Genomic DNA, 9,232 nt, shown 5'->3' with positions numbered 1-9,232 from the left:
ATGCATTAAAGCGCTTATCCGGCGTTACCACTGCGATTGCTCTGCTGGCCATCATCCTCTTTGCCTCGCACTGGATCGAGCAGGTTCCCATCGCCGCATTGGTTGGCGTCATGTTTGTGGTTGTCGAAAAAACTTTTGAGTGGAGTAGTCTCCGATTTTTTGGCAAATTACCTGCCGCCGATGTCGTCATCGGAGTTTTGGTGGCGGCCATGACAATTTTTGTCAACATCACGCTCGCGGTGGTCACTGGCGTCATTTTATCGGCACTGCTTTTTGCTTGGGAGCATGCCAAACACATGACGATCAAAACCCACGATGACGAGCAAGGACGGCGAATCTATGAAGTAGAGGGCACGCTATTCTTTGCCTCGGCACACCAATTTTCGGAGCTCTTCAGCCCCAAGAATGATCCCGAGAACGTGGTGATCGACTTCAAACGCGCCAGAATCATCGATCATTCCGCTATCGAGGCAATAAACTCCCTGGTGGAGCGTTATGAACGACGCGGAAAACGTCTGCAATTACGCCATCTCTGCAAGGATTGTTTGGAGCTGTTGAATAACGCAAAAGATATTTGCGTCTTCGATATCGATGATCCGACGTATCACATTGCTGACAACAAGCTGAGCTAACGTAGAAAGCGTTTGCCTTACAAAACGATATGTAGGAATTCGGTAAGGGTGCGCGAGCGGAGGGTTTCTCTAGGAATTGCCAGAAAACTCTCCCACACCAAAGAACTGTCGGTAACGCGATGATGACAGAGTCCCCAATCCGGGCGTTGCAGATAGACGGATTTATCGACAAAACCGATGCCCATCCCAGCTTTGGTCATTGCCCCTACAGAATCGACATCATCTACCTCTACCAAGCGTACCGGGCGCACATGCAGACGCGATAGCGCTGCTTCGAGGACTTTGCGTACCCCGGAGGTGGGTTCGCGCCAGATCAGCGGAAAATCTGCCAAGTCACCCAGACAAAATTTTTCTTTGCCAGCCAGCGGATGCTCTGGATGGAGAATCGCCACGATTTCATCCGTGATCCAGGGAATGATTTCGAAGTTTTTGGGAAGGCTGGGTATCTCCATTCCCCCCTCAAAGAAAAAGGCATCGAGATCGGATACACTGATGTTTTCCCAGAAGCTTACGCCACTTTTGAGATAGATATTCACCCGCGGATGGGCTTCCTGAAATACTTTCAGATAAGGCGGCAAAAAATATTTGGCGATGAGACTCGTAGTGGCAAAACGTAACTCCCCGCTATCGAGGGAGCGACGGCGTTCCAGCAGTTTTTCGATATCGTCCAGCTTGGAGCGTAATTGCTGTATCTCGGGCAACAGTAACTTACCGAGGGCAGTTGGCACGATCCTACCAGATTGGCGCCGATATAGGGGCTCGCCAACAGCCTCGGTCAAGCGCCGCATACGCTCGGAGATGGCTGGTTGCCCTCTCTCCAGGCGGGCGGCAGCTTCCGAAACACTACCGGTCTCAGCAATGGTCAGTAAGGTGAGCAATTGATTGGCATCTAGCTTCATGTATCTGCTTTCCCGATACATCTATCATTGAAATCGATTTGAATGATGACAGCTTCCCCACTACGATAGCAACAGACTTTTTGTGGTATCCCAACCGAGTCTAGCATCCCGAGGCCAGGTGCCTGCACCAGCTGCGTAGCCGCACAGTTTATATAGGAAAAACAAATGCCAAGATCATCCGCAACGTCCGTCTTAGATCAACGAGAACGCCGCGCCGTATTCTCCCTAGCTGGCATATTCGGATTGCGCCTGTTGGGCCTGTTTCTCGTCTTACCAGTCTTTTCGGTCTATGCCCACGGCCTCAAAGGTGCGGCAGATCACCCGGCGCTGATCGGCATCGCTCTGGGTGCCTATGGACTGACCCAGGCCCTCTTGCAGATTCCCTTCGGCAAACTTTCCGACCGCATTGGTCGAAAGCCGGTCATCGCCGTCGGCCTCCTGATTTTTGCTGTAGGAAGTGTTGTCGCAGCATTGGCGACCAGCGTCGACGGTCTGCTCATTGGCCGCATCATTCAGGGTGCCGGCGCCGTTGCTGCGGCGATCATCGCTCTAACTGCCGATCTCGTACGGGAAGAGCGCTGGACCAAGGCCATGGCCATCATTGGTATCACCATTGGTGTCAGCTTCAGTATTTCTTTAGTGCTTTCAGCACCTCTGGCCCACCTCATTGGGGTATCTGGAATCTTTTGGGCAACGGCGGTGTTGTCTTTGTTGGCCATTGCGGTGCTGTATCTCATCATTCCGAGCGTTCCTGCCAAATTTCATCGCGATGCCGAACTCAATCCGGCAATGCTCTCCCAGGTGCTGAAAGACCCAAATCTGCGTCGGCTCGATTTTGGTATCTTTGCGCTACATACTGGATTAACATCGATTTTTGTGGTCTTGCCGTTGGTGCTGGTCGATCCCGCGCACCCGATTCTGCCGCTCTCCGCCCAGTGGGAGTTGTATCTTCCGGTAATGTTGCTCTCTTTCCTGTTCATGATTCCTCTCATTGCCGTCGGTGAAGCCAAACGCAAGCTCAAAGAGGTCTTTCTGTTGGCCATTGGTCTGCTCATTCTGGCTGCGGTGTTGCTCGCTAGTTGGGCGCAAAATCTCGTCATCATTGCTATCGCCCTCTTCCTGTTTTTTGTGGGGTTCAATGTTCTCGAAGCGAGCCTACCTTCCTTGGTGGCAAAGTTTAGCCATCCCGGCGCCAAAGGCACGGCAACCGGCGTGTATACGTCTTCGGAGTTTTTGGGAGCCTTCTGCGGCGGCCTCCTTGGCGGGCTGCTCTATATTCCGGAAACGCGTAATTACAGCACTATCTTCTGGGTAGTGACGGCAATCTTTATCGTCTGGTTTCTGGTGAGCCTGGGTATGCAGCGACCACCATATTTGCTCACCCGGATTTTTTCTCTGCCCGATGGCGCAACCGATCATCTACGAGAGCGCCTGTTGGCGCTGCCCGGCGTTGCCGAAATTGCCATTTTCACGGACGAAAAGGCCATTTATTGCAAGGTGGACAGCAAAGTCTTCGACGAGGCCAGCGCACGGGCCGTGCTATCGCAGGCGTAACAATTGTCCGCCCTCCACGATACTCGCGCATCTTCGCAGTCAGTAGGTCCGGTTACGCTGGAAGAACGACATATTCTCTGGCAGCGGGTGCGGAAAAACCCTTTTTTTCATTTTGTTCTGGCCATATTTGTGGGCGTCATTGCCGGTCTCGGCGCGGTGGTTTTTCGCCGCCTCATCGGCCTCATGCACAATCTCTTCTTTTACGGCAAATTCAATAGCAACTTCAACGATCTACACCATAGCGCCCTCAGTCCTTGGGGAGCAGGCATTATCCTGGCACCTGTAGTGGGCGGCGTCATCGTCGTCTGGTTGGTTCGCAACTTCGCGCCGGAGGCCAAGGGTCATGGCGTTCCCGAAGTCATGGATGCTATTTATTATCGAGCCGGCATCATTCGTCCAGTGGTGGTTTTGGTCAAGGCGCTGGCGTCGGCAATCACCATCGGCAGCGGCGGATCGGTGGGACGGGAAGGCCCCATCATTCAGATCGGCGCCGCCTTTGGCTCCTCTCTCGCACAGTGGATTCGCCTGCCCGAGTGGCAACGCCTGGGGCTCATCGCCGCCGGGGCCGGTGCGGGAATCGCCGCCACCTTCAATACCCCGGTTGGCGGCGTGCTCTTCGCCGTCGAGCTGATGCTCGTCGAAATCAGCGCTCGCACCCTGGTGCCGGTGATGATCGCCACCGGTACCGCAACCCTGATCTCCCGGCTACTGCTTGGAGACTATCCCTCCTTCATCATTCCGCCCGACATCATCGCGCATACCGCGCATATGGGTACGGTAAATTACCTACTCTTCGCCATCCTCGGCATCCTCGTTGGCGCGGTCGGCCTCTTTTTTACGCGAATGCTCTACTGGACCGAGGATTTTCTCGAGAAATGGCTACCGCATCCCTACCTCCGGGCGGTCTTGGGGATGGCGGCGGTGGGAGCGACGATCTACCTCTTGGGACTTTCGACCGGGCAGTACTACGTGGAAGGTGTGGGCTACGCCACGGTACAGGATGTGCTCAATTCCACCTTGCTGAATCCGGCGTTCCTCCTACTCCTAGTGCTATTGAAGATTCTGAGCTTCAGCGTCACCCTGGGTGCTGGCGGTTCCGGCGGCGTCTTTTCTCCCTCGCTGTACGTGGGCGCTTTATTGGGGGGCGCCTTCGTGCTGCTCGCCAATCTTCTTTTTCCCTCCCTCCAGCTGCATCTCGCTACCGGCGCTGCCTTGGGGATGGCAGGTATGGTGGCGGCGTCGACGGGTGCGGCGGTCACGGGTGCAGTAATGATCTTTGAGATGACCAATGATTACCACATCATCGTGCCGCTCATTCTGGTGTCGTCGCTGGCCTTTGGTCTGCGACGGATGATCACCCGCGAGAGCATCTATACCCTCAAACTGCTACGCCGCGGGCACTACATTCCCGAGGCGCGGCATAGCAATCTCTACCTCATGCGCAGCGTGGCCAGCCTGAGCGAGGCGCCCTTTTTGCGTCTACACGATCATCGGCGCTTGAGCGACCTCAAAAAACTGGTATCCCGCTATCCTCGCACCCCGCACGCTCTGCTGCTGCAAGATGGCAAACCCACTGCGGTGCTCGCTGCACACCGGCTACGAGAATTACTGCACCGGCGCGACATCCCCGGCGATACTCCCTTGCTGGAGCTTGCCAGTACCGACTGGATTGTGCTCGGCGGCGATGTGCAGCTCTATGAACTGGTGGGAGAATTTCGCCGCAGTGCAACGGAAATTGCCCTCCTTTGCCGCAATGGAGAGCCGCCCAAACGCGCCGACGACGTGCTCGCCGTGGTCACCGTCGAAGACGTACTCGCCGATACCGGACTGCCGGTCCGCCTGCTGCGCCAAAAATAAGCTAAACTCCTCCGATATAGAATCTTCGCCGCGCATGCGCGATTAGGGGAGGAGATGACCGATGGCTACCGAGAAAAACCCACCATCCATCGCAGGAACACTGGGGCAACTGCAAAGCAGTGCCGCTGGGCTCAACCAGACGGAGGCGGAAAAACGACTGCAGCAATACGGCCCCAATGCCCTGCAAGAGGAAAAAATCAGTCCTTTGCGGCGGCTTTTTGGCTACTTCTGGGGACCCATTCCGTGGATGATCGAGGTGGCCGCACTGCTCTCCCTGTTGGTGCAACATTGGGCGGACTTCACCATCATCATGCTCTTGCTCTGCTTCAATGCCGCCATTGGTTTCTGGCAGGAGTACAAAGCCGCTAACGCCTTGGAGGCGCTGAAGAATCAGCTGGCTCTCAAGGCGCGGGTCTTGCGCGATGGGCTATGGGAAGAGATCGCTGCCACCCAATTGGTACCAGGCGATGTTTTGCGTATCCGCCTGGGCGACATCGTGCCAGCGGACGTCCAGCTCTTGGACGGAGATTATCTTAGCGTCGACCAATCGGCGCTTACTGGCGAATCTTTGCCGGTGAGCAAAAAAACCGGCGATCTTGCTTACTCTGGGACTATCGTTAAGCAGGGCGAAATGCTAGCGGTAGTTACCGCTACCGGAATGCACACCTTTTTTGGAAAAACGGCAGGGATGGTGCAACAGGCAGGCGCGGTATCGCATTTTCAAAAGGCGGTACTTCGGATCGGGGATTATCTCATTTATATTGCCCTTGGTCTCGTTGCCGTACTCATTACCGTAGAACTCTTCCGCGGCGAATTCTTTTTGACCTTGCTACAATTTGCCCTGATATTGACCGTAGCCTCCATTCCCGTTGCTATGCCGGCGGTGTTGTCGGTAACCATGGCCCTGGGCGCTCTGAAGCTCTCGCGCATGCGAGCCATCGTTACCCGTTTGGAGTCTATCGAAGAGATGGCAGGCATGCAGATTCTCTGCTCGGATAAAACCGGGACCCTAACCCAAAATCGCCTGACCTTGGGCGAGATCGAGGCCGCAGCTGGGATAAGCAAGGATGATGTACTGCGTGCGGCTGCCCTGGCTTCCAAGGCCGAGGATCAAGACAGCATCGATCTTGCCGTACTCGCGGCGGTAGGCAATCAGCAGCTTTTGGCCGGCTGGCAGCAACAGCATTTTACCCCTTTCGATCCCGTCGGTAAGCGCACCGAGGCGCAGGTTCAGGCTCCCGATGGCAGCGTTTGGACGGTAAGCAAGGGCGCCCCGCAGGTGATCCTCGGGCTCTGCAGCGGCTTGCCGCCAGCACAACTACAGGCACTACAAGCGCAGATCGAGTCTCTGGCGCAAACGGGGTATCGCACCCTGGGTGTGGCGCGTAAGACGGCAACGGGAGATTGGGAGTTTTTGGGCATCGTCCCGCTCTTCGATCCACCGCGGGAGGATTCCAAAGACACCATTGCCCAAGCGCATGCCCACGGCATCGCGGTAAAGATGGTGACCGGCGACAATGTAGCCATTGCCAAGGAAATCGCCGGCCAGTTGGGGCTGGGGACGGGAATCCTACCCGCCGATCAAATCTTTGCCGTGCATGCCGATGTGCGCCAAAGCGCCCCCGAGCTGCGCCGCAAAATCGCCGCCGCCGATGGATTTGCCCAAGTCTTTCCAGAGCATAAGTACGGCATCGTCAAAGCGCTGCAGGCCGAGGGATACTTGGTGGGGATGACCGGTGATGGCGTCAACGACGCGCCCGCCCTCAAACAGGCCGACGTGGGGATTGCGGTTTCCGAGGCGACGGATGCGGCGCGAGCGGCGGCTGCTTTGGTACTGATGGCGCCTGGCCTGAACGTGATCATCAGCGCCATCGAGGAGGCGCGGCGGATCTTCGAGCGCATGAATAGTTACGCCATCTATCGCATCGTCGAGACTATCCGCATCATGGTTTTTGTGGTCCTCGCCATGCTTGCGTTCAATTTTTATCCTATTACGGCGATCATGATCATCCTCCTCGCCTTCTTCAATGACATCCCGATCATGGCCATTGCCACCGACAACACATGGCTCGACCCCAAGCCGGTGCGCTGGGACATGCGCCGGGTACTGACCGTATCGACGGTACTGGGCTTGATTGGGGTAGTGGAGACCTTTGGCATGATGCTTATTGCCATGGATCTCTTTCACATGGACATCCCGCACCTACAAACGCTGATTTTCCTGAAGCTCGCGGTTGCCGGACACCTCACCCTCTTCATTGCCCGCACGCGCAAGCCTTTTCTTCAGCGGCCTTGGCCGTCAGCCACGCTCCTTTGGTCTGCCATCATCACCAAGGCCGCCGCTACTCTCTTTGTGGTCTACCCCATGGGATTGGTGCCATCCGTCGGCTGGGCAGAAGCCGGTGCGGTCTGGGGCTACTGCATCGTCTGGATCTTCATCGAAGACTGGGCCAAGCTGCGGGTATACAAGCACCTAGAGTTCAATACGCCGCGCCACCGGCACTTTTTGCGCACCTTACGTAAGCCTTTAGGTCCTGTAGCTTAAAAATGTTGATTGGTGGGCGGTGCAGGGTTCGAACCTGCGACCCCTGCCGTGTGAAGGCAGTGCTCTACCGCTGAGCTAACCGCCCAATCTTTGCGAGTGGGAGAGGATAGAAAAGTCTCTGCACAAAAGCAAGCCGCCGTATGGGCGCAGAGCCTTGTGTACAACCGGCTGTCGACTTGGGTATAGTCGGAGGGCTTGATCCACGACAGGAGATAGAGATGAGTACGGAAACACCGAAAATCAATCGCCGCGACTGGCTTCGCCAAAGTGCCGCATTTATTGGGGCTGCTGCCGTTGCCCCCCTGCTCTTCACCAGCCGTGCCGAAGCGGCGGACAAGATGGCGAAGACGGCAGTGAATTATCGCGACAAACCAAAAGGATCGGAAATGTGCAGCAACTGTAAGTTGTTCATTCCCGGCTCCACTCCTACCGCAGACGGCGAATGCAAGGCCGTAGCCGGAAAGATCAGCCCCAAGGGTTGGTGCGATATCTACGTTCCCAAGAGCTGAAAACCCTCCGGGCCGCCCAAGGCGGCCCAACTGCCCCTGCTGCCACCCCTCAATTGCTGCTAGGTGCGGCGATTCCTACCGAGGATTTCCACTGCTGCATTTTGGCAATCAAAGGAGATTTGCCGCAATCTGCCGCCGAAAGGCTACTGCAGGCATCGGCCCATTGGCTGGTGGTCTGGAAAAATTTCTGCGCAGCACCCGCCTGCTGCGCCTGCGCCCCTGTCAAAAGCGATTGTGCCTTGCCATAGGCCGTCGCTCGCGCCCGGGCCCAAGCGGCCACACCCTGCCAACAGGCGGAGCGCTGCGCTCCGGTTTCGCCAACACAAGCGGTGCTCTGCTGGCGGGCACTTTGTAAATCCCCCGTCCAAATATGGGCGAAGTTGCTACTGCTAATAGCGGCACCGGCCTTGGCAATCTCCTTGTGCGCCTCGGTAGTAGCAGTGCTTACCGTTGGCAGAGAAGGCTCGGCGCTGAGCGACGACTGTAGCGGAATATTTTCTTCGCGAATGCTGGGCAAGGCAGGCTTGGACATGCGCGGCGCTTGCACGATGGGTCGAGGCGCCGGTCGCAAAGGGGCGGGCTGCGGCGCGGCAACATACTGCGGCAGGGTTGACATTTGCTGGCCGGCATAGGGGAGTCCGTTGTTGGTGCTACTTGCGCAGCCGGCCAGGGTCACAGCCAGTGCAGCCGTGCTCAGCAAAAACAGGGTCTTCATCGCAATGTCCTTTCTCATCATTCTGCCGCTATTGTACCGAAAAGTCGCCTCGCTGCATCCCCACGGGCTAATCCCGAGACGAGCCTTCCCGAACTTGCCGAGCTGCCGCCACTTCTGCCCCAAACAACACCGATAGCCACACCAAATATAGCCATAAGAGAAACACCGGGAGCAGACCGAGAGCACCGTACAACGTTTGTGTGGTCGAATACTGAAAATACAGCGTTAGCAGCAGTTTTGCCAAACTCAGTAATACAGAAGCACTGAATGCTCCCGCAAACGCATCGCCAGAATATACATTGGCCGCCGGTAGAACACGATATAGAAATGCAAAAAATAGCATCTCCACCAAAAATGCTATGAGCAGATTGAGTTGTTCAGGAAATACCGGAAGGGTGCCGAAGCGACTCAGCCAGTGTTGCACCGGCCCCAAGGAAAGGAGGGCGGTTTCAAGTTTGAAGTGCAACACCCGCATATAACTCTCTGACTTGCTGCGCCATAACTTCGGCAGGTGTCCGAAA

Annotated in this window: 8 protein-coding genes and 1 tRNA gene; 5 read left to right on the top strand and 4 right to left on the bottom strand. The window is 56.2% G+C overall.

Annotated features, from left to right (window positions below; all coding sequences use genetic code 11):
- A partial coding sequence (locus tag RTI30_RS10420; protein ID WP_312283737.1) for an STAS domain-containing protein occupies window positions 1–632 on the top strand: 632 nt, incomplete at its 5' end.
- A 17-nt stretch (window positions 633–649) separates the two neighbouring features.
- Here the strand turns inward: RTI30_RS10420 and RTI30_RS10415 are convergent.
- Complete coding sequence (locus RTI30_RS10415; protein ID WP_312263190.1) at window positions 650–1,531, bottom strand: LysR family transcriptional regulator; 882 nt, start codon at window positions 1,529–1,531, stop codon at window positions 650–652.
- Between the two features lie 165 nt (window positions 1,532–1,696).
- Between RTI30_RS10415 and RTI30_RS10410 the strand changes: the two genes are divergently transcribed.
- From RTI30_RS10410 to RTI30_RS10400, 3 genes are all read left to right on the top strand, one after another.
- On the top strand, window positions 1,697–3,085 hold the full coding sequence (locus tag RTI30_RS10410) for an MFS transporter (RefSeq protein WP_312283736.1): 1,389 nt from the start codon (window positions 1,697–1,699) through the stop codon (window positions 3,083–3,085).
- Between the two features lie 183 nt (window positions 3,086–3,268).
- A complete protein-coding gene (locus RTI30_RS10405) occupies window positions 3,269–4,942 on the top strand; it encodes a chloride channel protein (RefSeq protein WP_312263196.1) in 1,674 nt (557 codons plus the stop codon).
- Between the two features lie 61 nt (window positions 4,943–5,003).
- Entirely contained in the window at window positions 5,004–7,487 is a 2,484-nt protein-coding gene (locus tag RTI30_RS10400; RefSeq protein WP_312263192.1) for a plasma-membrane proton-efflux P-type ATPase, read from the top strand.
- A gap of 10 nt (window positions 7,488–7,497) precedes the next feature.
- Here RTI30_RS10400 and RTI30_RS10395 read toward each other — a convergent pair.
- Window positions 7,498–7,572: transfer RNA gene (locus RTI30_RS10395), tRNA-Val, on the bottom strand.
- Window positions 7,573–7,705: 133 nt separating this feature from the next.
- Between RTI30_RS10395 and RTI30_RS10390 the strand changes: the two genes are divergently transcribed.
- Window positions 7,706–7,996 (top strand): high-potential iron-sulfur protein, encoded by a 291-nt coding sequence (locus RTI30_RS10390; RefSeq protein WP_312263193.1) that lies wholly within the window; start codon window positions 7,706–7,708, stop codon window positions 7,994–7,996.
- A gap of 49 nt (window positions 7,997–8,045) precedes the next feature.
- Here the strand turns inward: RTI30_RS10390 and RTI30_RS10385 are convergent, their stop codons facing one another.
- Together RTI30_RS10385 and RTI30_RS10380 are read right to left on the bottom strand one after the other, a co-directional pair.
- Window positions 8,046–8,711 (bottom strand): hypothetical protein, encoded by a 666-nt coding sequence (locus tag RTI30_RS10385; protein WP_312263194.1) that lies wholly within the window; start codon window positions 8,709–8,711, stop codon window positions 8,046–8,048.
- Between the two features lie 67 nt (window positions 8,712–8,778).
- A partial coding sequence (locus RTI30_RS10380) for a YhjD/YihY/BrkB family envelope integrity protein (protein ID WP_312283735.1) occupies window positions 8,779–9,232 on the bottom strand: 454 nt, incomplete at its 5' end.

The organism is Candidatus Igneacidithiobacillus taiwanensis, assembly GCF_031962545.1.
In the GTDB taxonomy this organism is placed as follows: Bacteria; Pseudomonadota; Gammaproteobacteria; order Acidithiobacillales; family Acidithiobacillaceae; genus Igneacidithiobacillus; species Igneacidithiobacillus taiwanensis.
The sequence above is the reverse complement of the archived record's forward strand: the minus strand, read 5'-3'. Positions and strand labels throughout refer to the sequence as shown.